The 23,441-nt window shown below is 66.6% G+C and carries 17 protein-coding genes and 2 pseudogenes; 10 read left to right on the forward strand and 9 right to left on the reverse strand.

Going from position 1 to position 23,441, the window contains the following annotated elements; genetic code table 11:
- Nucleotides 1-154 precede the first annotated feature (154 nt).
- Nucleotides 155-2,416 carry a TonB-dependent receptor gene (locus tag ACGI6K_RS16355; protein ID WP_376948691.1) on the reverse strand — a complete coding sequence of 754 codons (2,262 nt, stop codon included), beginning with the start codon at nt 2,414-2,416 and terminating at the stop codon, nt 155-157.
- 176 nt (nt 2,417-2,592) lie between these two features.
- On the opposite strand from ACGI6K_RS16355, the gene ACGI6K_RS16360 reads away from it, so the two are divergent.
- The 6 genes from ACGI6K_RS16360 to ACGI6K_RS16385 all read left to right on the forward strand — a co-directional run bounded on the left by ACGI6K_RS16360 (nt 2,593) and on the right by ACGI6K_RS16385 (nt 7,976).
- Complete coding sequence (locus tag ACGI6K_RS16360; RefSeq protein WP_376948692.1) at nt 2,593-3,273, forward strand: Fe2+-dependent dioxygenase; 681 nt, start codon at nt 2,593-2,595, stop codon at nt 3,271-3,273.
- Between the two features lie 10 nt (nt 3,274-3,283).
- Nucleotides 3,284-4,045 (forward strand): tetratricopeptide repeat protein, encoded by a 762-nt coding sequence (locus tag ACGI6K_RS16365; protein WP_376948694.1) that lies wholly within the window; start codon nt 3,284-3,286, stop codon nt 4,043-4,045.
- A 135-nt stretch (nt 4,046-4,180) separates the two neighbouring features.
- The gene (locus ACGI6K_RS16370; RefSeq protein WP_376948715.1) at nt 4,181-4,819 is read left to right on the forward strand and encodes a PepSY-associated TM helix domain-containing protein; all 639 of its coding nucleotides are present in this window, start codon (nt 4,181-4,183) and stop codon (nt 4,817-4,819) included.
- Between the two features lie 12 nt (nt 4,820-4,831).
- Complete coding sequence (locus tag ACGI6K_RS16375) at nt 4,832-5,344, forward strand: DUF2271 domain-containing protein (RefSeq protein ID WP_376948696.1); 513 nt, start codon at nt 4,832-4,834, stop codon at nt 5,342-5,344.
- Nucleotides 5,345-5,358: 14 nt separating this feature from the next.
- Complete coding sequence (locus ACGI6K_RS16380; RefSeq protein ID WP_376948698.1) at nt 5,359-6,306, forward strand: DUF4198 domain-containing protein; 948 nt, start codon at nt 5,359-5,361, stop codon at nt 6,304-6,306.
- Nucleotides 6,307-6,434: 128 nt separating this feature from the next.
- Nucleotides 6,435-7,976, forward strand: coding sequence for a sulfite reductase subunit alpha (locus tag ACGI6K_RS16385; RefSeq protein ID WP_376948717.1), 1,542 nt, complete (start codon nt 6,435-6,437; stop codon nt 7,974-7,976).
- A gap of 69 nt (nt 7,977-8,045) precedes the next feature.
- Here the strand turns inward: ACGI6K_RS16385 and tnpA are convergent, their stop codons facing one another.
- On the reverse strand, nt 8,046-8,459 hold the full coding sequence (gene tnpA / locus ACGI6K_RS16390) for an IS200/IS605 family transposase (RefSeq protein WP_377968727.1): 414 nt from the start codon (nt 8,457-8,459) through the stop codon (nt 8,046-8,048).
- Between the two features lie 22 nt (nt 8,460-8,481).
- On the opposite strand from tnpA, the pseudogene ACGI6K_RS16395 reads away from it, so the two are divergent.
- Nucleotides 8,482-9,693 (forward strand): annotated as a pseudogene (locus tag ACGI6K_RS16395) (RNA-guided endonuclease InsQ/TnpB family protein).
- Between the two features lie 320 nt (nt 9,694-10,013).
- Here ACGI6K_RS16395 and ACGI6K_RS16400 read toward each other — a convergent pair.
- From ACGI6K_RS16400 to ACGI6K_RS16415, 4 genes and pseudogenes are all read right to left on the reverse strand, one after another.
- Nucleotides 10,014-11,129 (reverse strand): alpha-hydroxy acid oxidase, encoded by a 1,116-nt coding sequence (locus ACGI6K_RS16400; RefSeq protein WP_376943557.1) that lies wholly within the window; start codon nt 11,127-11,129, stop codon nt 10,014-10,016.
- A 12-nt stretch (nt 11,130-11,141) separates the two neighbouring features.
- Nucleotides 11,142-11,822 (reverse strand): annotated as a pseudogene (locus tag ACGI6K_RS16405) (Fe2+-dependent dioxygenase).
- Complete coding sequence (locus tag ACGI6K_RS16410; protein ID WP_376943565.1) at nt 11,740-12,030, reverse strand: hypothetical protein; 291 nt, start codon at nt 12,028-12,030, stop codon at nt 11,740-11,742. Before ACGI6K_RS16410 ends, ACGI6K_RS16405 begins: the two are co-directional and overlap by 83 nt.
- A 273-nt stretch (nt 12,031-12,303) precedes the next feature.
- On the reverse strand, nt 12,304-13,467 hold the full coding sequence (locus tag ACGI6K_RS16415; protein WP_376943555.1) for a type III PLP-dependent enzyme: 1,164 nt from the start codon (nt 13,465-13,467) through the stop codon (nt 12,304-12,306).
- Between the two features lie 851 nt (nt 13,468-14,318).
- Between ACGI6K_RS16415 and ACGI6K_RS16420 the strand changes: the two genes are divergently transcribed.
- Entirely contained in the window at nt 14,319-15,902 is a 1,584-nt protein-coding gene (locus ACGI6K_RS16420) for a peptide chain release factor 3 (protein WP_376943554.1), read from the forward strand.
- Nucleotides 15,898-16,641, forward strand: a complete 744-nt coding sequence (locus ACGI6K_RS16425; RefSeq protein WP_377969280.1) for an SDR family NAD(P)-dependent oxidoreductase — start codon at nt 15,898-15,900, stop codon at nt 16,639-16,641. The genes ACGI6K_RS16420 and ACGI6K_RS16425 overlap by 5 nt, the downstream gene beginning before the upstream one ends.
- A gap of 2 nt (nt 16,642-16,643) precedes the next feature.
- Here the strand turns inward: ACGI6K_RS16425 and ACGI6K_RS16430 are convergent, their stop codons facing one another.
- From ACGI6K_RS16430 to ptsP, 3 genes are read right to left on the reverse strand one after another with little or no spacing between them, the layout of a single operon-like run.
- Entirely contained in the window at nt 16,644-18,434 is a 1,791-nt protein-coding gene (locus tag ACGI6K_RS16430) for a PTS fructose-like transporter subunit IIB (protein WP_376943552.1), read from the reverse strand.
- 32 nt (nt 18,435-18,466) lie between these two features.
- Complete coding sequence (gene pfkB / locus ACGI6K_RS16435) at nt 18,467-19,393, reverse strand: 1-phosphofructokinase (RefSeq protein WP_394542968.1); 927 nt, start codon at nt 19,391-19,393, stop codon at nt 18,467-18,469.
- Nucleotides 19,393-22,266 carry a phosphoenolpyruvate--protein phosphotransferase gene (ptsP, locus tag ACGI6K_RS16440; protein ID WP_376943550.1) on the reverse strand — a complete coding sequence of 958 codons (2,874 nt, stop codon included), beginning with the start codon at nt 22,264-22,266 and terminating at the stop codon, nt 19,393-19,395. The genes pfkB and ptsP overlap by 1 nt, the downstream gene beginning before the upstream one ends.
- Before the next feature lie 173 nt (nt 22,267-22,439).
- Between ptsP and cra the strand changes: the two genes are divergently transcribed.
- Nucleotides 22,440-23,432 carry a catabolite repressor/activator gene (gene cra, locus ACGI6K_RS16445; protein ID WP_376943548.1) on the forward strand — a complete coding sequence of 331 codons (993 nt, stop codon included), beginning with the start codon at nt 22,440-22,442 and terminating at the stop codon, nt 23,430-23,432.
- Nucleotides 23,433-23,441 lie beyond the last annotated feature (9 nt).

The raw sequence follows: 23,441 nt of genomic DNA on the forward strand, positions 1-23,441 counted from the left end.
GGAATCGAAATGCGCTCGCCCGTCATGCCTGCCGTCACGGCAGTGTGAGAGGATTCTATTCGAGAGCTTTTTGCAACAAACCGGCTTTACTCAACCTGCCGACCAGATGCGCGAAGACCGCCCGCGGGCGGCCTCCGGTGGCTTCGCAGCCCTCTCAGAAGTGCAGGCTGGTGGCCAGCAGCACGGTACGCCCCGGCGCCACGTGGGCCATGTGGGTCGGATAGATCTGGTCGAAGTAGCGCTTGTCAGTCAGGTTCTGCACGTTCAACTGCAGGTCGAGGCTCTTGCTCACCTTCAGGTTGGCCATGGCGTCGTAGCGCCAGTAACTGGACACCAGGGCCGTGTTGGCGGCGTCGCCGTAACGTGAGTCCACGTAGTTGGCGCCGCCGCCGACGGTCAGGAAGGGGAACAACTGGTAGGTACTCCACAAGCTGAAGCTGTTCTCCGGCGTGCTGGGGTTCTCGTTGCCGTCGTTGGCGCCATCGACGCCGTTGACCACACCGCCGTCGACGATTTCGCTATCGAGGTAAGTGTAGTTGGCGAAGATCTGCCATTCGCGGCTGAGCCGCCCGCTGACACCCAGCTCGAAGCCCTTAATCTCGACCTCGCCCATGTTCTGCGTCCGGCCATCCTGATCGGTGACCCGTGCATTGGACTTCTTGGTCTTGAAGATCGCCGAATCCAGTGCCAGGCCACCGTCGAAGAACTCCCACTTGGTACCCAGCTCGATGTTGCGGTTGCGTTCCGGCTCGAGATCCTTGGTGGCGTTGCTGATGCTGTCGGCCCCCTCGCCGGAAGTCTCGCCGACCGGGTTGCGCGAGGTCGACCAGGCCACGTAGATACTGCCGTTGGGCAGCGGGTTGAAAACCACGCCCAACTGGTGGCTCCAGAAGTTGTTGTTGTTCTCGCGCTTGAAGTCGCCCACCGCCTGGCCACGGCCACCCGTGGAGTAGCCCGAAGACTTGGTCTCGAAGTCGTCGTAGCGCAGGCCGAGGTTCAGCGACCATTGGTCGTTGAACTTGAGGGTATCGAACAGGTAGCCGGACTTGGTCTGGGTATCGGTGTCGGTATAGGCTAGACCTTCGGTGTAATACCCCGACCAGGAATCCTTGTAGGTCGGGTTGTTCAGGGTCGTACAGTCGCCCGAGGCCAGCAGCGCCGAGGTACAGACCCGACCTGCGGCTCCCTGGGTGAAGGCATAGGGCCGGTTGTGCACATCCTGGTCGGTGATCTCGATGCCGCCCACCATGGTGTGCTCGATGAAGCCGGTCTTGAACTTCGCCCGGATATCGGTTTGGTTCACCCAGCCTTCCGAAGTGGAGTTGCGGCTTTTCGGCGAGCGCCACACCAGTCCCTGCTCGATATTCCCGACTGCGGAGTCGTTCGGGTTGGTGGCGATATAGTCGAGGGTGGTGCGCACTTGGCGGAAGGAGTTGGAGATCGTCACGTTGTCGGCGAGATCGTGCTCGATCTTGAAGGTGCCCGAATCGGTGCTGCTTTCCCGGAAGTCGCGACTGCTCAGGCCGTAGAAGGCGTCCTTGTGACCCACCGGACGGCGCACCGAACCGGTACCGGCCGGGCTCAGCGGAATGCCGTAATCCGGCATGTCGTCGGCCTCCACGTGATAGTAGGAGAAAGTCGCGCGGGTCGGGGTGTCGAAGCCGAAGGTGATGGTCGGCGCCACACCCCAGCGGCTGACGTCCACCCCTTCGCGGCCGGCGACGTTGGCGTCGTGCTTCATAAGGTTCAGGCGGAAGCCGATCTGGTTGGTCAGCATCCGGTTGAAGTCCAGGGTGGAACGACGGGTCTGGTCCGAGCCGAAAGTCTGGCTGATATCGAGGAAATCGTTGCGCTTGGCGGTCTTGGTGATCATGTTCACGCTGCCGCCGGTGGAGCCGGCGCCGGTATAGGCCGAGCCCGGCCCCTTGCTCACCTCGATCTGCTCAATATTGAAAATCTCGCGGGTCTGCGAGGCGACGTCGCGCAGGCCGTCGATGAAGGTGTCGCTCTCGGCGTTGAAGCCACGAATGATCGGCCGGTCGCCCGCCGGGTTGCCGCCCTCGCCGGCACCGAAGGTGATGCCGGAGGTGGTGCGTAGGGCGTCGACCAGGCTCAGCGAACCGGTATCCTCGATGACCTGCTTGGAAATGATGGTGACCGATTTGGGCGTCTCGCGCAGCGGCGCGGTGAATTTCTTCGAAGCCGACTCGACCTTGTACTCGCCCTCCCGCTCGTCGACGATGCTGTCCGCCTCCATCGACACGACGCTCTGCTTCTCGGCATCCTTTTCCGTCGGTTTCTTCTGCGACACTTCCTCGGCACGCAGCCCGCCGATCGAACTGAAGGCCGTCATGACTCCCAATGCGGAAGCCAGCACGCACGGCGTGGCGGCCGAGCGCTCATTGATACGCGACATTTCGTTTCCCCTAGCGAACGAACGGTGCGCACTCTAATCGAGAACAATTCTCGAAATCAATAGACACAATTTTTGCATTCGATGAATTTTCAATCTTTACCTTTCGTACCATTTACCTAGCAAATAGAAGAAAATATCATTTGATATATATTCTCGATTAATAGGAACCGGCCAGCATGCTGCTACACATACCGGGAGTGTTTTCCCGCGACGAGGTCCGGCGCATTCGCCAGGCACTGGAGCAGGCGCAATGGCTCGACGGCAAGGTGACCGCGGGCTATCAGTCGGCGCGCACCAAGCACAACCTGCAGCTCGCCGAGGACGACCCACTGGCGCGGGAGATCGCCAGCGCCATGCTCGAACGCCTGTGGCAAAACCCGCAATTCATGTCCGCCGCGCTGCCGCATAAGGTCTATCCGCCGCTGTTCAACTGCTATACCGACGGCGGCACCTTCGGCTTCCACATCGACAACGCCGTGCGCCAGGTACGCGGCTCCGCCGAGCGGGTACGCACCGACCTTTCCTCCACCCTGTTCTTCAGCGATCCGGACGAATACGACGGCGGCGAGCTGGTGATCCAGGACACCTACGGCTCGCAGCGGGTCAAGCTGCCGGCCGGCGATCTGGTGCTTTACCCGGCCACCAGCATCCACCAGGTCACGCCGGTCAGCCGCGGCGCGCGCTACGCCTCCTTCTTCTGGACGCAGAGCTTGGTCCGCGAGGACTCCCAGCGCAGCCTGCTGTACGAGATGGACCAGGCGATCCAGAGCCTGTCGCGCGACGTGCCGGATCACCCGGCGCTGGTCCAGTTGACCGGCAACTACCACAACCTGCTGCGCCGCTGGGGCGAAGTGTGAGCGAATGGCCATGAGCTTCATCCTCCGCCGCACCGAAACCCCCGACCTCGAACGGCTAGGCCGCAGCCTGGCCGACGATCCGCGTCAGGCGGCGCGCTGGATTCTCGCCGCGGCGGGCGCCGGCGAACTGGAGGCCCAGGCCCTGCTCGGCCAGATCCTGCTCGATGGCCTCGGTATCCAGCGCGACGCGGTGCTGGCCCGCGACTGGTTCGAGATCGCCGCCCGCAAAGGGCACGCCATGGCCAGCAACATGCTGGGGCGCTGCTGCGAACTGGGCTGGGGCGGCCCCGTCGACGAAGTCGCCGCCGCCCGGCATTACTGCGAGGCGGCCACACGCGGCCTCGACTGGGGCATGTACAACTACGCCAACCTGCTCGCCACCGGCCGCGGGGTCGAGCGCGACGAGGAGCAGGCCTTCGCCTGGTATCGACGTGCCGCCGCGCAGGGGCACGCCAAGTCGATGAATCTGGTCGGGCGCTACTACGAGGAAGGCCGGGTAGTCCGCGCCGACCCGCAGGCCGCCTTCGAATGCTACCGGCGCTCCGCCGAGGCCGGCGATTTCCGCGGCCAGTTCAGCTACGCGACGGTACTGATAGGCCTGGGCCGCTGGGACGAGGCCCGCCACTGGCTGTGCGAAGCCCTCGCCCTCGGTCACCTGAAATTCCTGCGCAAGGCCTGCGACGAACTGCGCCGGGCCGCTGTCGCGGAAGTCGCCGACATCGCCGAAGCCTACACCCGGCGCTGCACCGAGCTGGAGGCGACGGCCTGCTGAACGAAAGGCCGGCGTCCACGCCGGAGCCGCCGCGCGGATGTGGCTTGCCACGCGCCTCCGGCGGCGAGCCGAGGTGTAAACACGAACGTATATTATTGGTAAATTTTTCGCATAAATCGCACGGGCCGCCCTAGAATCCGCCGGAATTTCGACCTCTCCGAACAGAAGCCCTTCATGCCCCGCACTTTCTGGCTCGGCACCCTACGTCAATGGCACTGGATCAGCTCCGCCCTCTGTCTGGCCAGCATGCTGCTATTCGCCGTCAGCGGCATCACCCTCAACCACGCCGCACAGATCGAGAGCAAGCCACGGGTGGAAAACCGCAGCGCCCATTTGCCCGAGGAACTGCTCGCCACGCTGCACGCCGAGACGCTGGAAAACGGCCTGCCGGCCGCGCTGCGCGACTGGTTGGAGGAAGAATTGGACATCCGCCTGGACGGACGCGAAGCCGAGTGGACGGAGGACGAACTGTACGTCGGCCTGCCGAGTCCGGGCGGTGACGCCTGGCTGAGCCTCGACCTGAAGTCGGGCGAAGTGGAGTACGAGGACACCGACCGCGGCTGGATCGCCTACCTGAACGACCTGCACAAGGGTCGCCATGCGGGCATCGCCTGGAGCTGGTTCATCGACATCTTCGCCGCGGCCTGCGTGGTTTTCAGCTTGACCGGCCTGCTGCTCCTGCAACGCCAGGCCGGCGCACGGCCGAGTACCTGGCCACTGACCGGCCTCGGCCTGCTGCTGCCATTGTTGATCGCCCTGCTGTTCATCCATTGAAGGATCATGCCCATGCGCAAACGCTTGCTGCCCCCCCTCTGCTCGCTGCTCGCCGCCCCTGCCTTCGCCGCCGAACTGCAGATCGGCGTGGAAATCCCCCGCCTTGAGGTCGCCGAGTACCATCGCCCCTACGTCGCCATTTGGCTGGAAAAACCCGACCAGCAGCACGTCGCCGACCTGGCGGTCTGGTACGACCTGAAGATGAAGGACAAGGAAGGCGAGAAGTGGCTCAAGGACCTGCGCCAGTGGTGGCGCCGCAGCGGCCGCGGCCTCGAACTGCCGGTCGATGGCGTCAGCGGCGCGACCCGCGCGGTCGGCACCCACAACCTGACCTTCGGCGGCGACAGCGCCCAACTCAAGAATCTGCCGGCCGGCGAATACAGCCTGGTGGTCGAGGCGGCGCGCGAGGTCGGCGGCCGCGAGCTGCTGCGCGTCCCCTTCGCCTGGCCTCCCCGGCAGGCCGAGCAGCACCAGGCTCAGGGCAAGAGCGAACTGGGTACCGTCACCCTCCAGTTGAAACCCTGACCAAGGAAGCCACCATGAAACCGATCTTCAAATGGACCGCTCTGGCCCTCGCCGCCTGCCTGCCGCTGTCCGCTCATGCCCACCGCGTCTGGATGCTGCCTTCCGCCACCGTGCTGTCCGGAGAAGACCCCTGGATCACCGTGGACGCCGCGGTATCCAACAACCTGTTCTATTTCGACCACTTTCCGCTGCAACTGGAAGGCATCGGCAAACCGCAACTGCCGCCGCCCGCTCCAGCGCCGCAGGGCGGCCCCGACGGCAAGCTCGCCGCGCAGGCCGGCCAGCCCGGCGGCCCGGATGCTCCTGGTGGCCAGCCGCCGATGCGCCGCCCGCCCAACAAACTGCTGGTGCTGGCCCCCGACGGCAGCGAGGTGAAACCCGAGAACGGCAATCGCGGCCGCTACCGCAGCACGTTCGATGTGCACCTGACCCAGAAGGGCACCTATAAACTGGCGGTGGCCAACAGCGGCCTGATGGCCTCCTGGAAAGAGAACGGCCAGCCGCGCCGCTGGATGGGCAAGGCCGAGGATCTGGACAAGGATGTACCGGCCAAGGCCGAGGATCTGAAGGTGGTGCAGATCAGCAACCGCATGGAGGTCTTCGTCACCTCCGGCAACCCCACCGATACCGTGCTCAAGCCCACCAACCAGGGGCTGGAGCTGGTGCCGGTCACCCATCCCAACGACCTGGTTTCCGGCGAGGCCGCCGAATTCGGTTTCCTGCTCGACGGCAAGCCGGCCAAGGACCTGGAGATCACCCTGATCCCCGGCGGCAGCCGCTATCGCGACGAAACCGGCGAGATCAAGGCGAAGACCGACGCTCAAGGCAAGGTCAGTATCACCTGGCCGAGCGCCGGCATGTATTGGCTGGAGGCCGAGTTGAGCAGTACGGAAGGCGTCGCCAAGCCGGTCACCGAGCGACGTGCGGTGTACAGTGCGACCCTGGAAGTGCTGACCCCCTAAGCGGTCCGCGACAGCCGGTAGGGTGGACGGGCCGGCGGCATCGTCCACCTCATGGGGAGCGGGGAGGACGCCAAGTCCTTGCTCGCGACGTCTTGCCGCCGTCGCCTCATGCCGCGGAGCCCACGACCCTGAAGCCGTTCCTTCTCCTCGTCGGCCTGGCGCTCGTCGCCCTGCTGCCGTGGCTGCAACCTTCCCGCGAGCTTTCCGCCCTGCTGGCCGTCCTCGCCTGGCTAGGCGTCTGCCTGCACGGCTGGCGACAATGGCGGGCCGGGCGCGATGACACCCGCCCCGGCGACGGCCTGCCGGTCGCCTATGCCAGCCAGGGCGGTCAGGCGCGGGCCATCGCCGAGCGCAGCGCCGCCCAACTGCGCGACGCCGGCCTGCCTGCCCAGGCCCTGCCGCTGGAGGCGCTTGACCTGCGAGGGCTGGCGCAACCGATGCGCCTGCTGCTGGTGGCTAGCACCTATGGCGACGGCGAAGCACCCGACCACGCGGAGCGCTTCGAGCGCCGGCTGTCCGGCGAACGTCCCGACCTGCGCGCGCTGGAATATGCCGTGCTGGGCCTCGGCGATCGCCGGCATGCGCATTTCTGCGCCTTCGCCCAGCGCCTCGACCGGCGCCTGCGTGAGTTAGGCGCCACGCCGCTGTTCGACCGCCTGGAGGCCGACCGCGCCGACCCGGCGGTGTTGCGCCGCTGGCAGCGGCAGCTCGGCCAACTCGCCGGCGATACCCGCTTCGACGACTGGCAGGAAGTCGACTATCAGCCCTGGACATTGATCCGGCGCCAGTGCCTCAACCCCGGCAGCCAGGGCGCGCCGGTGTTCCACCTGCACCTGGTCCCGAACGACAGCGCCGCCGACTGGCGGGCCGGCGACATCGCCGAGGTAGGTCCGTGCCTGCCAGCCGAACGAGTCGCCGTCCTACTCGAACGCCTCGGCCTGGACGGCGGAGAATTCCAGAGCGACAGCCGCCCGCTGACCTGGCACCTGGCTCGCCGCCAGTTGCCGGAGGATGCCCGCGAACTGGCCGGGCTGTCCGCCGCGGAACTGCTGGAGCGGCTGCCACGACTGCCGCACCGCGAATACTCCATCGCCTCGCTGCCCGGCGACGGCCGTCTCGAACTGCTGGTACGGCAGATGCGGCACCCCGACGGCCGCCTCGGCCTCGGCTCCGGCTGGCTGTGCCACCATGCTTCCCCCGGCACGACCATCGATCTGCGCGTGCGCGCCAACCCCGGCTTCCGTCTGCCCGCCGATGGCGGTCCGCTGATCCTGATCGGCAACGGCACCGGCCTGGCCAGCCTGCGTGCCCATCTGCGCGAACGCGAGCGTCTGGGCCGGCACGGCCACTGGCTGCTGTACGGCGAACGTAACGCCGCCCACGACCGTTTCTTCGCCGAGGAACTGGAGGTCTGGCGGCACGACGGCCATCTGGCGCGCCTGGACCTGGCCTTCTCCCGCGACCAGGCCACACCGGTCTATGTCCAGCACCTGCTGCGCGAGGCCGCCGACGAGTTGCGCGCCTGGCTGGCTCATGGCGCCAGCCTGCTGGTCTGCGGCAGCCTGCAGGGCATGGGCAGCGAGGTCGACGCCCTGCTCCACGGCCTGCTCGGCGGTGCCGAGGTAAAACGCCTGCGCGAGGCCGGACGTTACCGCCGCGACCTTTACTGACCCGGTGCTCGGCAAGCCTCGCCCTTCAGGGCGGTGAAGGATAGCGCGGACGGCGTAGCCGTCCTTGGGTCAGTGCGGCGTCTGCTGCTGTTCGATGTACTGGCGCACGATGGAGATCGGTGCGCCGCTACAAGATGAGGCGAAGTAGGACGGCGACCACAGCACGCCCTTCCAGTAGCGTTTCTGGATGTCGGGCCGTTCCTTGCGCAGCAGGCGGCTGGAAACGCCTTTGAGGCTGTTCACCAGACTGGACACGGCCACCTTCGGTGGGTATTCCACCAACAGGTGAACGTGATCGTCCTCGCCGTCCATCTCGATCAGGCTGGCCTCGAAGTCGGCGCAGACCTTGGCAAAGATGGTACGCAACCGCTCGATGGCATCGCCATCGAACACGCTGCGACGGTATTTCGCCACAAAGACCAAATGGACGTGCATCTTGAAAACGCAGTGCCGACCGTGCCGTATATCGTTGTCATCGCTCATAGACCAAGAGTATGATTGGGTAATGCAACGCCTTCAAGCCTTCAAATTTGAACTCAGGCCAGACGGCCAGCAGGAGCGGCAAATGCGCCGCTTCGCTGGCTCGTGCCGGTTCGTGTTCAACAAGGCGCTGGCGTTGCAGTAGGAGCGCCACGAGCACGGCGAGAAGAAGCTCGGCTATGCCGGGCTGTGCAAGCGGCTCACGGAATGGCGGCATGATCCGGAGACGGCATGGCTGGCGGATGCGCCGGTTCATCCGTTGCAACAGGCGCTCAAGGATCTGGAGCGGGCCTACGCCAACTTCTTCGCCCAGCGGGCCGACTTCCCGCGTTTCAAGAAGAAGGGGCGGTCCGACAGTTTCCGCTACCCCGACCCGAAACAGATCAAGCTCGACCAGACCAACAGCCGAATCTTCCTGCCCAAGCTCGGCTGGCTGCGTTATCGCAACAGCCGGGACGTGCTGGGGACAGTGAAGAACGTCACCGTCAGCCAGTCCTGCGGCAAGTGGTTCGTGTCGGTCCAGAGCGAGCGCGAGGTTGCGCAGCCCATCCCGAACGGTGGCGCGGTCGGTATCGACCTGGGCGTGGCGCGGTTTGCCACCCTGTCGGATGGCACGTTCCATGCCCCGCTCCACAGTTTCAAGCGACACGAGACGGCCCTGCGCAAGGCGCAGCAGGCGATGGGCCGCAAAACCCAATTCAGCAACAACTGGAAGAAGGCGAAGGGCCGCGTCCAGAAGATTCACTCGCGCATCGGCAACGCCCGCCGCGATTACCTGCACAAAGCCTCAACGACTATCAGCCAAAACCACGCGATGGTGTGTATCGAGGACTTGCAGGTGCGGAACATGTCCAGATCGGCGGCAGGCAATACCGAGAAGCCGGGGAGAAATGTTCGGGCCAAGTCCGGCCTGAACAAATCCATCCTCGATCAGGGCTGGTTCGAGTTCCGCCGTCAACTGGACTACAAGCTGGCATGGAACGGCGGCTGGCTCGTTGCCGTGCCGCCACGGAACACGAGCCGCACCTGTCCGTGCTGCGGGCATGTGTCGGCGGACAACCGCCAGACGCAAGCCAGGTTCGAGTGTGTGGCATGCGGTTTCGAGGAAAACGCCGATGTGGTCGGCGCGCTCAATGTGCTAAGGGCGGGACACGCCCGGTTCGCCTGTGAAGTGAGTGGTGCGGTAATGCCGCCAGCAGCAGGAACCCACCGAGGTGAGTCGGCCCGGGTGGGCTGAACACGGTAGGAATCCCCTTCCTTTCCGCCCTTCGGGCGGCGAGCGTCAGCGAGAGGGAGGGGAGGATGTCAAAGTTGCGGACAACGGAAACCTCGTGCTCCACGCCGGTCGCGAACGAACCCGCTTCTACAGGGAGAGTGCCGAACGTCCGGCGTTGCAAGGTGGCGCTTTCGGGTAAGAGCGGATCATCGCGGCGGCCATCCGCCGCGACCTACCGAAGGTAGCCCGAAACCCCGTTCCCCCGGATCGCGAACGAGTTCGCGCCTGCAAGGGAAACGCGAAAGTCCGGCGCCGAGGCGATCGCCCGGTGCAGGGGCGGATCAGCGCCCCGGCCGCCAGAGCAGATCGGGGCCGATATCGGCCAGGGTCCGGCAGCCGGTCAGGGCCATGGCGACCTCCAGCTCGGCACGCAGCAATTGCAGCGCATGGCAGACGCCGGGCGCGCCCGCCGTGGCCAGGGCGAAGACGTAGGGCCGCCCCACCAGCACCGCACTGGCGCCCAGGGCCAGGGCCTTGAGCACGTCGGTGCCGCGGCGGACGCCACCATCCAGCAGCAAGGGCAGCCGTCCCTCGACGACCCGGGCGATCTCTTCTAGCACCTCGATAGTCGCCGGCTGGGTGTCCAGGGTTCGCCCGCCGTGGTTGGAGACGATGATCCCGTCGATGCCCTCGGCCAGCGCGCGACGGGCGTCCTCGGGGTGCATCACGCCCTTGACCAGCAGCGGCAGACAGGTCAGCGAGCGCAGCCAAGCGAGTTCCCGCCAAGTCGGCGCGACGGCCAGTAGCGGGCCGCCGAACAGCGGGCTGTCGCCGATCCGAGCGGTGGTCGGCGGCAGCGAGCGCATGCCGCGCAGGTTGACTGCCTCGACTCCCTCCGGCAGCGCGAAGCCGGCGCGCTGCTCGCGGTTGCGCAGGCCGCTGACCGGCGCATCCACGGTCACCACCAGCGCTTGGTAACCGGCCGCCTCGGCGCGCTGCACCAGTTCGCGGGTGAAGGCGCGGTCGGGCTGCACGTAGAGCTGAAACCACAAAGGCGTCTGCGCCTGGCGGGCGATGTCCTCCAGCGCCACGCTGGCCTGGGTGCTGACCACCATTCCGACGCGCGCCGCCGAGGCCGCCAGTACCGTGGCCAGCTCACCATCCGGGTGGACCAACTTCTGGTAAGCCACCGGTGCCAACAGGATCGGCTGCTCGAAGCGCTGGCCGAACAGTTCCAGGCGGGTATGGCCGTCCGTCAGGTCGGGTAGCGCCCGGCTGCGCAGACGCAGGCGTTGGAAGGCCGCGCAGTTATCGCGCAGAGTCAGTTCATCCGCCGCGCCACCGGCCATGTAGGCCCAAACCTGCTCGCTCATGCGCTCGCGAGCGAAGGACTCGTAGTCGGCGAGCGCGGCGATGCTCGCGGGAATCTGCTGCAGCTTGGACAGGGGGTCGTGCATCGGGTCCGCTCCTCAAGTATCCGCCCAGTGCCGCAGCAGGTTGTGATAGACGCCGGTCAGACGCTCCAGCAGCGGAATGTCGGGCCGCTCGGCGGCCAGCGCCTGGATCGACTCGTCCAGCTCCAGCAACGTGGTCCGCTGGTCGTCTTCGCGTATCAGGCTCTGGACCCAGAAGAACGCGGCGTAGCGCGCGCCGCGGGTGACTGGAGTGAGCTGATGCCGGCTAGTGTTGGGATAAGAGCGCCAAGTGACCGGCCGACAACTTGACCCGCTGCGTGCCGTAGGTGTCCCGGATCACCAGTTCGCTGCCATCGTATTCGTCCGGATCGCACAAGAACAGGGTAGCCGGCAGGTCGCTGCGAACCCGGTACGACGTCCCCGGGACACTGAAAACCGCATTGTCGATATAGTCGCCGTAAACGCCGCCGCCAGTGTAGCAATTGAAGCGCGGCGGCAGCACTTTCAACCGCAGGGCTGCGGCCAAAAAACGTGGGGCGGCGCCAAGAAGCTCCAGAATCAGCCCCCCAGCCGCGCGACCAGCGGATCGTCTTGGGCCAACTGCAGGTCGGCTTTGGCCCGGATCGCCACATGTCCAGCACTCTGCCGTCCATCATGCCAGGCGGCCCGTGCCAAGGCCTCCCGACACTGGCATAGCTGAGCCGCCGTCAACACATTGGAAATCGTCAACATCAGGTTGTAGATAGCTGGGCAGCTTGCCGCACAGACCGTTGGCAATGATTCGGTTGGCGTCGTCCGGACGCCCCAGATAGGCCGGACTGGTATGCTGCAGGCCGCCGCCCACCGTCAGGCCGAACGGCAAGCGATACGTGGCCCACAGGCTGGCGGACACTTCCGGCGCGAAGGTCAGGTCATCGCCATCGGTGCGAGAATGGCTACCCAACAACGGCGCGGTGTGCTTGGGCGAAGATGTAGGGAGGCGCGGTCGCCCACTGCGCCCCGGCAAGGAGCCGCAGCCGACGGTTCGAAAAATCAAGGTCGAGAGAGGATGGCGCAGCCCCCGATGGGGAAATGGCGACGAACACCGGCGCCAGCTTCGCAACCAGAATCACGCAAGGTGGAAACCGGGCGATCGGTTCGCGTTGGAGGTCGCCTCCGGACACGAAAACGCCGCGACGGACGCGGCGTTTTTCACTGGCGGGCAGAGCTTATAGGCTTATAGATAATACGACTTCAGCGGCGGGAAGCCGTTGAACTCCACGGCGCTGTAACTGGTGGTATAGGCGCCGGTGGACAGCCAGTACAGGCGGTCGCCGCTGGCCAGGTTGAGCGGCAAGCCGTACTTGTAGTTCTCGTACATGATGTCGGCGCTGTCGCAGGTCGGCCCGGCGATCACCACCTCTTCCATCTCGCCCTTCTTCTCGGTCCAGATCGGGTACTTGATGGCCTCGTCCATGGTCTCGATCAGACCGGAGAACTTGCCCACGTCGGTGTACACCCAGCGCTCCACGGCGGTGCGCGACTTGCGCGAGACCAGCACCACCTCGCTGACCAGGATGCCGGCGTTGGCGATCAGCGAGCGGCCCGGCTCGAGGATGATCTCCGGCAGTTCCTCGCCGAAGTCTTCCTTGAGGAAGCGGATGATTTCCTCGGCATAGGTCTGCAGGCTGTTGGTCTTGGTGATGTAGTTGGCCGGGAAACCGCCACCCATGTTGATCATTTTCAGCTCGATGCCGTCTTCCTGCTTGAGGCGCTCGAAGATCACCTTGACCTTGGCGATCACCGCGTCCCAGACGTCGATATCGCGCTGCTGGCTGCCCACGTGGAAGGACAGGCCGTAGGGCACCAGGCCCAGTTGGCGAGCGAGGATCATCAGGTCCAGGGCCATGTCCGGCTGGCAGCCGAACTTGCGCGACAGCGGCCAATCGGCCGACGCGGTGCCCTCGGTGAGGATGCGCACGTAGACCTTGGAGCCCGGCGCGGCCTTGGCGATGTTGCGCAGGTCGGCCTCCGAATCGGTGGCGAACAGGCGTACGCCCCTCTCGTAGAAGTAGCGGATGTCCTTGGCCTTCTTGATGGTGTTGCCGTAGCTGACGCGCTCGGGACCAACACCTTCGACCATCACCTTGTCCAGCTCGTAGCGCGAGGCGATGTCGAAGTTCGCACCCTTGTCGCGCAGCAGGCGAATGATCTCCACCGCCGGGTTGGCCTTCACCGCGTAGTAGATGCGGGCGAAGGGGAAGCAGTCGCCCAGTTCCTCGTAGGCGTTGGCGATGATCTCGGTATCGATGACGACGAAAGGCGTTTCCTGCTTGTCGGCGAAGGCCTTCATGCGCTGGAAGGTGGCGGGTGGGTAGTAGTCTTCGATCTTGATCGACATGCACGGACTCCAAATGGCAAAACGCGGAAAGGGTCAAAAAGGGGTTCGAACGCCTGATCAGTTTCCCCACTTTGGTTCGCCTACTTCCCAAGGCTTGTCGCCGAAAGCAAAAAGGCCAACCGGAAAGGCGAGTTGACCTTGCTGTCTCGTCGTCAGTACTTGAGCCGAATGGATCGTTTCCAGCATGGACGTTCGGCCGCGAACTTTAGGGCCACATGCCACAGGCGGCAATCGGAAATTGCCCTGCAAGGCGGCTCTTTACATTGTCACCGACGAACGTTGCAAATCTTCGACAGAACGTCATGAATGCTGCACGTTCCATGACCTTCGAAACATGCTCCGCCTCGAAAATCGGCAGGCTCACGCCGCTGGATACGCCGCCAAGGCCTGGCAACGAAGCTGCGCTATGCGCTGAGCGACTTCTGGCAGCTCTCCACCTTCGTCGACCACGGCGAAGTGTAGCTGCACAAGGACACCTGGGACGACGGCGAAAACCACTGCCATCTGTCCGGCGCGGGGCTCGGCGCCGCCTGGGCCGCCGCATGGCCGACGGGGCCGCGCCACGGCGGCCTGGCGGCTGGGCAACGAGGACGCCGAGAGCGACAAACGCCGCGTGCTGCAGCTCTGGGCGCAGGTGGTGCGCTATTTCTGAGTAACCGCATTCGGGGCTAGCCGGTTCCGAATCGGCGCGACAGCGCGAACGCCGGGCTTCGGGCTGCCTGCGGCAGGTCGCAAGGCAGCCGGTTCCACTATTGCCCGGCAGATGGAATCGCTCTGGCGAACGACGGGGGAAGCCGGCGCCATCCTGTATACTTCGCGTCCATTTTTCGCTCCGCTCCAGGTTTCCGTCCATGACCACCCAGGCCGCCGAAGTCGCCAAGCGCCGTACCTTCGCCATCATCTCCCACCCCGACGCGGGCAAGACCACCATCACCGAGAAGCTGCTGCTGATGGGCCAGGCGATCGCCGTGGCCGGCACGGTGAAGTCGCGCAAGTCCGACCGCCACGCCACCTCCGACTGGATGGAGATGGAGAAGCAACGCGGCATTTCCATCACCACCTCGGTGATGCAGTTCCCCTACCGCGAGCACATGATCAACCTGCTCGACACCCCCGGCCACGAGGACTTCTCCGAGGATACCTACCGTACCCTGACCGCGGTGGACTCGGCGCTCATGGTGCTCGACGGCGGCAAGGGCGTCGAGCCGCGGACCATCGCGCTGATGGATGTCTGCCGGCTGCGCGACACGCCGATCGTCAGCTTCATCAACAAGCTTGACCGCGACATCCGCGACCCCATCGAACTGCTCGACGAGATCGAAGCGGTGCTGAAGATCAAAGCCGCGCCCATTACCTGGCCGATCGGCTCCTACAAGGACTTCAAAGGCGTCTATCACCTCGCCGCGGACAAGATCTTCGTCTACGTGCCGGGCCACGGCCACGAGCGCATTGAGGTGCCGGTGATCCAGGGGCTGGATTCGGCCGAAGCGCGCGAACACCTGGGCGATCTCTACGACGGCTTCGCCGAGCAGCTTGAGCTAGTGAAAGGCGCCTGCCACGAATTCGACCGGGACGCCTTCCTCAGGGGCGAGATGACCCCGGTGTTCTTCGGTACCGCGCTCGGCAACTTCGGCGTCGACCAAGTACTCGACTGCATCGTCGATTGGGCGCCGCAGCCGCTGTCGCGCGCCGCCCACGAGCGGGTGGTGGAACCGACCGAGGAGAAGTTCACCGGCTTCGTGTTCAAGATCCAGGCGAATATGGACCCGAAGCACCGCGACCGCATCGCCTTCCTACGCATCTGCTCGGGCAGGTACGAGAAGGGCATGAAGATGCGCCACGTGCGGATCAAGAAGGACCTGAAGATCGCCGACGCGCTGACCTTCTTTTCCAGCGAGCGCGAGATGCTGGAAGAGGCCTGGGCCGGCGACATCATCGGTTTGCACAACCACGGCACCATCCAGATCGGCGACACCTTCAGCGAGGGCGAGATCCTCGGCTTCACCGGGATCCCGCATTTCGCCCCAGAACTGTTCCGCCGCGTGCGCCTGAAGGACCCGCTGAAATCCAAGCAGTTGCGCCAGGGCCTGCAGGAGCTGGCCGAGGAAGGCGCCACCCAGGTGTTCTTCCCCGAGCGCAGCAACGACATCATCCTCGGCGCGGTCGGCGTGCTGCAGTTCGACGTGGTGGCCAGCCGGCTGAAGGAGGAATACAAGGTCGAGTGCGCCTACGAGGCGGTCAACGTCTGGTCGGCGCGCTGGATCGAGTGCAACGACAAGAAGAGGCTCGAGGACTTCAAGGTCAAGGCCTTCGAGAACATCGCCATCGACGGCGGCGGTCACCTCACTTACCTGGCGCCGACCCGGGTCAACCTGAACCTGATGGAAGAGCGCTGGCCGGAAGTGAAATTCCGCGCTACCCGCGAGCATCATTGACCTTCCCGAGCAGGAGCCGACCCAACCGGCTCCGCAGTTCCCGCCACCCTGCCTCGTCGAAGGCTTTTTGCGCGAAGGCGCGCGCGTGGCCTTCTGTGCCCGCGACCCGCAGGGCGTGGCGCAGGCCGAACGGGAACTCGGCGCGCAGGCCTTCGGCCAGGCCGTCGACGTCACCGACGGCGCGGCGCTGGAGCAGTGGGTGAAAGACGCGGCGGCGCGCCTGGGCGGAATCGACATCGTCGTGCCCAACGTCAGCGCGCTGGCCGGCGGGCAGAGCCTGTCGGCCTGGCGGCAGGCCTTCGAGACCGACCTGCTCGGCACCGTCGGCCCGGTCAACGCCGCTCTGCCCTGGATCGAGCAGTCCGAGGCGGGAGCGATCGTGATCGTCTCCAGCGTCTCCGGCCGGCAGATCGACCTCTTCGCGGAGCCCTACGGCGCGCTCAAGGCGGCGCTGATCCACTACGGCAAGGGCCTGGCCCCGCGCCTGGCCGAACAGCATATCCGGGTCAACGTGGTCTCGCCGGGCAACGTCTACTTCGAGGATGGTGTTTGGGGCCGGATCGAGCCCGAGCAGCCGGAACTCTTCGCCAGGTGCCTGGCGGCGAATCCCATGGGCCGCATGGCGCGACCCGAGGAAGTGGCCAACGCCACGCTGTTTCTGGCCAGCGCGGCCGCCAGCTTCACCACCGGCACCAGCCTGCTGGTCGACGGCGGCCTGACCCAGGCGGTCCAGTACTGAGTTCAGGCGTGCCGGCCCGATGGCCGCTCGGCGGGCTGGCCACCGGCCGCCGGGCCGGGCTGCTCCGTCGCGGCCGCCACCTCGGCGACCTCCCCACGCTTGAGTACGGCGTACAGCCCCCCGGTCAGCAGGCTGCCGGCGACGATCGCCAGTAGGTACAGGAGCGCATGATTGATCGCGTTGGGAATCAGCAGCACGAACAGTCCGCCGTGCGGCGCCATCAGCTTGCAACCGAAGAACATCGACAAGGCGCCGGTCAGGGCACCGCCGGCGACGCTCGCCGGGATCACCCGCAGCGGGTCCTTGGCGGCGAAGGGGATCGCTCCCTCGGAGATGAAGCACAGCCCCAATATGCCGGCGGCCTTGCCGGCCTGCCGCTCGGCCTGGGCGAACTTGTAGCGGGCCAGCAGGCTGGCAATAGCCATGCCGAGCGGCGGCACCATGCCGGCCGCCATGGTCGCCGCCATCGGCGCGTAGCTCTGCGAAGCCAGCAGCCCCACCGAGAAAGCATAGGCCGCCTTGTTGACCGGCCCGCCCAGGTCGATGCACATCATGCCGCCGAGCAGCAGGCCGAGGAGTACGGCATTGGTGCTGCCCATGCCATTGAGAAAGTCGGTCAGCCCGGCGAGCATGCCGGCCACCGGCGCACCGACCACATAGATCATCACCAGCCCGGTGAACAGGCTGGAGAGCAGCGGGATCAGCAGGATCGGCTTGAGCGATTCGAGGCTGGCCGGCAGGCGCAGCCAGCGACCGAGGGCGTGCGAGCAATAGCCGGCGAGAAAGCCAGCGGCGATGCCGCCGATGAAGCCCGTGCCCAGTTCGCCGGCCAGCAGGCCGCCGATCATCCCCGGCGCGAGACCGGGACGGTCGGCGATGGAATAGGCGATATAGCCGGCCAGCACCGGCACCATCAATTTGAACGCGGTGTCGCCGCCGATCCGCATCAGCGCCGCGGCCAGGCTGCCCTCCTCCTTGAACGCCTCGATGCCGAAGACGAACGACAGAGCGATCAGGAGGCCGCCGGCCACCACCATCGGCAGCATGTAGGAGACCCCGGTCAAGAGGTGTTTGTAGGGGCCGCTTCTCACCGCCTTGCCCGGTGTGGCGGCCGCTGCGGGGCCTACGCCGACCTGCGGCAGCGCCTCCTCAAGGGCACGGCGCAGGGTCTGATGCGGCTGTTTGAGGGCCACGCCGGTGCCGCAGCGGTAGATTTTCTTGCCGGCGAAGCGGCTGGTGTCCACCTCGATGTCGGTAGCCAGCAGCACTACGTCGGCGGCGGCGATGGCCGCCTCGTCGAGCAGATTGCGCGCGCCCACCGAACCACGGGTCTCCACCTGCAGCGCGTAGCCGAGCTGCCTGGCGGCCTGCTGCAGAGCCTCGGCGGCCATGAAGGTGTGGGCCACCCCGGTCGGACAGGCGGTCACCGCCACCAACCGCGGCTGGGCACCGGACGCGGCAGCCGGTGCGGCCGCCCCCGGCTGGAACGGCTCGGCACGCGCGGCGGCCTCTTCGAGGAAGCGCTGCGGGTCTTGCAGCGCATCGGCCGGGGTGGATTGCAGCAGACGCTTGCCGGCGAAGCGATCGAGCGCCAGTTCGCCGGTCTTGACCACCACCACCAGATCGGCGACGGCGATGTCTTCCTCGGTGAGCGGCGAGCCGATCGCCCTGGGATCATGCACCTCGACGCGGGTGGTCCAGCCCAGGCGCAGGGCCGCCGCTTCCAGCAGGCGCGCGCAGAGCACGCTGGTGACCATGCCGCTCGGACAGGCAGTGACGATCAGCAGATTCATGAAAAAGAAACCTCTTTTCTTGTTGTGTCGTATCAGGCCAGCGAGGTGACCGTGACGCCCGCCTCCAGGCGCACCAGTTGTTCCCGGTCGTGGATGCCGAAGCCCAGTTGGGTGACCGCCTGGGCGGCGATGGCGGTAGCCAGGCGCAGGGTGCGCTCGGCCGGCCAGCCCTCGAGCAGACCGTGCAGGGTCGCGGCGAGCAGCGAATCGCCGGCGCCCACCGTGCTGACCACCTCGACCTTGGGCGGGCGCGCCGCCAGGGCGATGCCCGGACCGAACCAACTGGCTCCGGCCGCGCCGCGCGACAGCAGTACATGCTCGACGCCCTGGGCGCGCAGGCGCGGCGCGGCGCTCAGTGCCTCGTCCGCGGCGACGCCGAGGACCTCGGCCAGCTCCTCCTCGTTCGGCTTGACCAGCCAGGGCGCCAGCTCCAGACCGGCACGCAGGGCCGCGCCGCTGCTGTCCAGCACCAGCGGCACGCCGAAAGCTCCGAGCCGACGCAGCAGCACGGCGAACCATTGCGCCTCCACACCCTGCGGCAGGCTGCCAGCGACCACCACGGCGTCGTGCCCACCGATGATCGGCTCCAGCCGTTCGAGCAAGGCTTCGCGGTGCTCGGCCTCGACCAGTGGTCCAGGCCCGTTGATCTCGGTGATCCGCCCATCGCGCTCGGTCAGCTTGATATTGCTACGGGTCTCTCCCGGCACCCGGACGAAGGCATCGAGGAAACCGCGGCGATGGAACAATACCTCGAAGGGCGCCGCGTTGGCGCTGCCGAGAAAGCCGCAGACGGTCACCCGGTGTCCCAGGTCGGCGAGTACCTGGGCGACGTTCAGGCCCTTGCCGGCGGCGTGACTGAGCAGCGCCTGGCTGCGGTTGACCGTGCCCGGCTGCAGGCTGTCGAGGCGCAAGGTCAGGTCCAGCGCCGGGTTCAAGGTCAGGGTCAGGACGCGCGCCATCAGTGCGTTTCCCCAACCAGATCGCGTACCGCGCCGGCGCTCTCCAGCGCCAGGGCCCGCTGCGCCAGCGCCCGGCTGTGGACGAAATCGAGTTCGCGCACCCTGGCTTTGACCAGGGCGATGGAGCGCGCCGAGACGCTCAGTTCGTCCACCCCGAGGCCGACCAGCAGCGGCACGGCGAGCATGTCGCCGGCCAGTTCGCCGCACACGCCGACCCACTTGCCCTCGGCATGGGCCGCCTCGACGGTCATGCCGATCAAGCGCAGGACGGCGGGATGCAGGCCGTCGGCCTGGGCCGACAGGGTCGGATGGCCACGGTCAATGGCCAGGGTGTACTGGGTCAGGTCGTTGGTGCCGATGCTGAAGAAGTCCACTTCGCGGGCCAGCACCGGGGCCAGCAGCGCGGCCGAGGGCACCTCGACCATGATGCCGAGCTGCAGGTCGTCGACCGGGATCTCCTCGCGCAGGCGTAGGGCCAAGTCGCGGGCGATGCGCCATTCCTCGACGCCGCCGACCATCGGGAACATGATCCGCAGCGGCCGGCCGTCGGCCGAGGCCAGCAGCGCGCGCAACTGAATCTCCAGGATGTCCGGGCGCTGCAGACTCAGGCGGATACCGCGCACGCCGAGGAAGGGGTTCTCTTCGGCCGGCATCGGCCAGTAAGGCAAGGGCTTGTCGCCACCGACGTCCAGGGTGCGCACCACCAGCGGCCGACCGTCGAGGCCGTCGAGCACGCGGCGGTATTCGGCTTCCTGGGTGTGCCGGTCCGGCGCCTGGGCGTGGTCCATGAACACCAATTCGGTGCGCAGCAGGCCGACCCCCTCGGCGCCCAGTTCGACCGCCTCGGCGCTCTCGCCGCTAGCGCCGATGTTTGCCGCCACCTCCACCGCGTGGCCGTCGCGGGTCACCGCCGGCAGCATGCGCTCGGCGTGGGCGCGCTCGCGGCGCAACCGGTTGGCCTCGCGCTCGCGGCGCGCCTGCTCGAGGGTCTGCGCGTCAGGCCCGACGCGCAGCACACCATGATCGCCGTCGAGCAGCAACGGGGTACCCTGGGCCAGCGCCAGCACCGCCTCGCCGGCACCGACGATGGCCGGAATGCCCAGGGCGCAGGCGATGATCGCGCTGTGCGCGGTGGCGCCGCCGCGGGCGGTGAGAATGCCGGCCACGCGCTGGCAGTTGAGACTGGCCACATCGGAGGGTGCTACCTCGTCCATCACCAGGATATAGGGCTCGTCCGGCTCGCGCGGCGCCTCGACGCCGCACAGGTGCGCCAGCACCCGCCGGCCGATGTCGCGCAGGTCGGCGGCGCGCTCGGCGAGCAGCGCATCGTGCAGGGCCTCCTGCTGCCGCGCCACCGCCTCAGTTTCCACGCTCCAAGCGGCCTCGGCGCTAAAGCCGTCGGCCAGGCGCGCGTTGACGTCCTCGCGCAGCGTCGGATCGCGCAGCATCGCCTGATGGGTAATGAAGATCTCGCGGACGTTGACTTCCTCGCTGTCGTCGATCAGCCGCTGGATGTCCGCGGTGACCTGCGCCAGGGCGCTGTCCAGGCGTTGCAGCTCGACCAGCATGCCCTGGCCGCGCTGCGGGTAGTCGAGCTCCAACGGGGTGCGCACCAGCGCCGGACCGATGGCGATGCCCGGCGCGGCGGCGACCGCCTGCAGACGCGCGCCGGCCGCCGGTGCCTGCGGCCGGACGAAGGTGGAGGTGCTGGGCTCTTCGGGCGGCGGCGTCTCGCCCGGCAACGCCAGGGGCTCGACGCTCTCGCCGAGGCCGGCCAGCACGGCCGCCTCGATCGCCGGCAGGGCATCGGCAGCAATCGCCGGTTCGGCGCTGAACTCCAGTGCCTGGCCGCGCCGCGCGCCGAGCGCCAGCAACTTGCTCAGGCTCTTGGCCGACACCCCACGGCCGCTCTCGCCGGCCAGACGGATGCGGATCTCACCGTCGAAGGACTGGGCGATTTCGACCAGCGCCTTGGCCGGCCGCGCGTGCAGCCCGTGGGCGTTGGCCAGGGTGACGCGCAGGCTCGGCCAGTCCTCCGGCAGTTCGGCGCCCAGGGCCTCCAGTACGGCACGGCTGCAGGTGGCTTGGCTGAAGGTGGCGCCGCGCCCCTCGATCAGCAGGTCGCAGAGTCGCTCGAGTAACTGGCGGTGCGCTTCGCCCAGGCTGGCCAGGCAGAACAGCCCGGTCAGCGGCTGGCCGTGCAGAACGAGTGGCCGGGCCGGGGTGACGAAGGCGAGCCCAGGTTGCTCCACCACCTGCTCGCTGTTGAGCCACCAGAGTCCCTCGCCCAAGGGCAGCGGCTGACTCTGCAGCAGGCTGCCGGCGAAGCCGGAAGCCACGCAGCCGGCCCGCTTCAAAAGGCGCGCGCCATGCCAAGCCAATTCGTCGAAATCCTCGGCGGCCACGCCCAAGCCGATCAGTTGACTGTCCAGGGCCAGTTCGCGCGGTGCGCCCTGCAGTAGTGCGACCAGTTGTTCGGGCTCGCCGGCCTCGCGCAGCGCCTGGCTCAGATCCCCCTCGCCGAGCGCCCGGGTCAGTAGTTGCAACAGGTGCAGGTGCTCGTCGGAACGGGCAGCGACGGCGATCGCCAGGTAGACCTGCTGACCGTCACCCCAGTCTACACCGTCGGGGAACTGGATCAGACGCACGCCAGTACGCTTCACCTGGTCGCGGGTTTCCGGCGTACCATGGGGAATCGCGATGCCCTGGCCGAGATAGGTCGAGCCCTGGGCTTCGCGGGCCTGCATGCCGGTGAGGTAGCCGGGTTCGACCAACCCGTCGTCGACCAGCCCCTCGGCCAGCAACTCCAGCGCCGCCTGCTTGTTCGGCGCGACGCGGCCCATGCGGATCTGCGCGGCATTCAACTCGAGCATGGAAATCTCCTAATTGTTCTAGTTCTGGCAAGAGTTACCGTCGAGCGCAGGCGACGCCAGTAATTTATGAAGAATAGTTTAAAGGATCACCTGCTGAATCGTTTCACCGAAGGCTGGCACGTTACCCGATAATGAGCGATCCTTGAAGCCATGCCGTTACCCAGGATGCAACCTTGAAACTCAGCGATATCGCCCGTCTGGCCCAGGTGTCCGTCACCACCGCCAGCTATGTGATCAATGGCCAGGCCGCCCAGCGGCGCATCAGTCCGGCCACCGTGGAACGCGTGTTGGCGGTGGTCGAGCGCTACGGCTATCTACTCGACCAGCAGGCCGCTGGCCTGCGCCGCGGCCAAAGCCGCTGCCTGGGCTTCATCCTCCCGGATCTGGAGAACCCGAGCTACGCGCGCCTGGCCAAACTGCTCGAACAGGGCGCCCGTGCCTTCGGCTACCAGTTGCTGATCGCCAGTTCCGACGACGACTCGGCCAGCGAGCGCCAGTTGCTCGAATTGTTCCGCTCGCGGCGCTGCGACGCGCTGATCGTCGCCAGTTGCCTGCCGCAGGACGACCCACTCTATCGCAACCTAGTCGAGGGCGGGCTGCCGGTGATCGCCGTCGACCGCGCCCTCGACGCCGCGCATATCCGTTCGGTGGTCAGCGACGACCAGTTGGCCGGCGCCCAGCTTACCGCCAGCCTGCTCGACCCGCCGCCACGGCACATCGCGCTGATCGACGCCTACAGCGCCCTGCCGATCAGCCAGGCCCGCGAGCGCGGCTTCCACCAGGCCCTGGAAGGCTTCGAAGGAATCGTCAGCGTGCACCACGCCGAGCAATTCAGCCGGGCCTGCGGCTGCCGGCAGATGCGCGAGCTGCTGAACGGCGCAAACCGGCCGGACGCCCTGGTGACCACCTCCTACGTGCTGCTCGAAGGCGTCTTCGAGGCGCTGCGCGACTACCCGGCGGAGACCTTCGCCGACCTGCGCCTGGCCACCTTCGGCGACGCCCAGTTACTGGACTTCGTGCCACTGCAGGTCAATACCATCACCCAGCAGTACGACCGCATCGCCGAACGGGTACTCGAGCAGACCCTGCGCGCCATCGAGGGCGACTACCAGCCGGGGATCGAGGCCATCCCGCGCACCCTGAAGGTGCGCCGCAGACAGCCGTAGGCGGAAACA

The sequence above is a fragment of the Azorhizophilus paspali genome (genome assembly GCF_043587585.2).
GTDB lineage: Bacteria > Pseudomonadota > Gammaproteobacteria > Pseudomonadales > Pseudomonadaceae > Azotobacter > Azotobacter paspali.

Coding starts and splice junctions, on each gene's coding strand:
- ptsP (WP_376943550.1), bottom strand. CDS start 22,266: ATGCTCGAGTTGAATGCCGCGCAGATCCGCATGGGCCGCGTCGCGCCG.
- ACGI6K_RS16400 (WP_376943557.1), bottom strand. CDS start 11,129: ATGCACGACCCCCTGTCCAAGCTGCAGCAGATTCCCGCGAGCATCGCC.
- ACGI6K_RS16360 (WP_376948692.1), top strand. CDS start 2,593: ATGCTGCTACACATACCGGGAGTGTTTTCCCGCGACGAGGTCCGGCGC.
- pfkB (WP_394542968.1), bottom strand. CDS start 19,393: ATGGCGCGCGTCCTGACCCTGACCTTGAACCCGGCGCTGGACCTGACC.
- ACGI6K_RS16380 (WP_376948698.1), top strand. CDS start 5,359: ATGAAACCGATCTTCAAATGGACCGCTCTGGCCCTCGCCGCCTGCCTG.
- ACGI6K_RS16415 (WP_376943555.1), bottom strand. CDS start 13,467: ATGTCGATCAAGATCGAAGACTACTACCCACCCGCCACCTTCCAGCGC.
- ACGI6K_RS16365 (WP_376948694.1), top strand. CDS start 3,284: ATGAGCTTCATCCTCCGCCGCACCGAAACCCCCGACCTCGAACGGCTA.
- ACGI6K_RS16355 (WP_376948691.1), bottom strand. CDS start 2,416: ATGTCGCGTATCAATGAGCGCTCGGCCGCCACGCCGTGCGTGCTGGCT.
- ACGI6K_RS16430 (WP_376943552.1), bottom strand. CDS start 18,434: ATGAATCTGCTGATCGTCACTGCCTGTCCGAGCGGCATGGTCACCAGC.
- tnpA (WP_377968727.1), bottom strand. CDS start 8,459: ATGAGCGATGACAACGATATACGGCACGGTCGGCACTGCGTTTTCAAG.
- ACGI6K_RS16420 (WP_376943554.1), top strand. CDS start 14,319: ATGACCACCCAGGCCGCCGAAGTCGCCAAGCGCCGTACCTTCGCCATC.
- ACGI6K_RS16375 (WP_376948696.1), top strand. CDS start 4,832: ATGCGCAAACGCTTGCTGCCCCCCCTCTGCTCGCTGCTCGCCGCCCCT.